Raw genomic sequence first — 787 nt, forward strand, 5'->3', positions numbered from 1 at the left:
GCGCTCGCCGGGCTCGCGGCCGCCGCCGCGTGGGCGCAGGCGCCGCGGCCGGTGCAGGCCGACGAGCTGCTGCCGGAGCGGGTCCTCGTGGGCGACGTCACCGCCCGGCGCGCGCTCGTGACCCGGGCGTACGCGCCGCTCGCCGCGAGCCAGGGCTCGCTGCTCGAGACGCTGTCGGCGTACCTGGGGGCGGGCCGGTCGCTCGAGGCGGCGGCGCGCACGCTCTACGTGCACCCCAACACCGTGCGCTACCGCCTGCGCCGCGTCGCCGACGTCACGGGCTGGGACCCGCTGGACGCGCGCGAGTCCTACGTCCTGCAGACGGCCCTCGCCCTGGGCCGCCTCGACGACGCCGGGGCGAGCGCGATCGTCGAGCGGTCGTGACGCACGTCCCACTTTGTAGGAGTCGTACAAGGCCTCACCCGAACGTTGGTGCGAGCCACGAGGCCGGGCGACCGGTCCGGCACGGTTAGGTGGTCAGGTGCTCGTCGTCGTCTGCCCCGGTCAGGGCGCCCAGTCCCCCGGCATGCTCGCCCCGTGGCTCGAGCTGCCCGTCGTCGCGGAGTCCGTCGACCGCTCGTCCCGGACCGCCGGTCTGGACCTGCGGACGCACGGCACGACCTCGGACGCGGACACGATCCGCGACACCGCGGTCGCCCAGCCGCTGCTCGTCGCGTCCGCGCTCGCGAGCCTGCGCGCGGTCCTCGACCTCGACGCCGACGCGCCGCTCGCGGGTGCGACCGCCGGCGTCGTCGGCGCGACCGCGGGCCACTCCGTCGGGGAGCTC

1 protein-coding gene and 1 pseudogene are annotated in these 787 nt (G+C 77.0%); both read left to right on the top strand.

All coding sequences use genetic code 11. From position 1 onward, the window contains the following. Positions 1–384: PucR family transcriptional regulator (locus tag CBZ_RS20530; RefSeq protein WP_130783246.1), on the top strand; the 384-nt coding region annotated here is incomplete at its 5' end. Between the two features lie 97 nt (positions 385–481). Continuing rightward, positions 482–787 (top strand): annotated as a pseudogene (locus CBZ_RS20535) (ACP S-malonyltransferase); the annotation flags it as partial.

The sequence above is a fragment of the Cellulomonas biazotea genome (assembly GCF_004306155.1).
Classification (GTDB): Bacteria; Actinomycetota; Actinomycetes; order Actinomycetales; family Cellulomonadaceae; genus Cellulomonas; species Cellulomonas biazotea.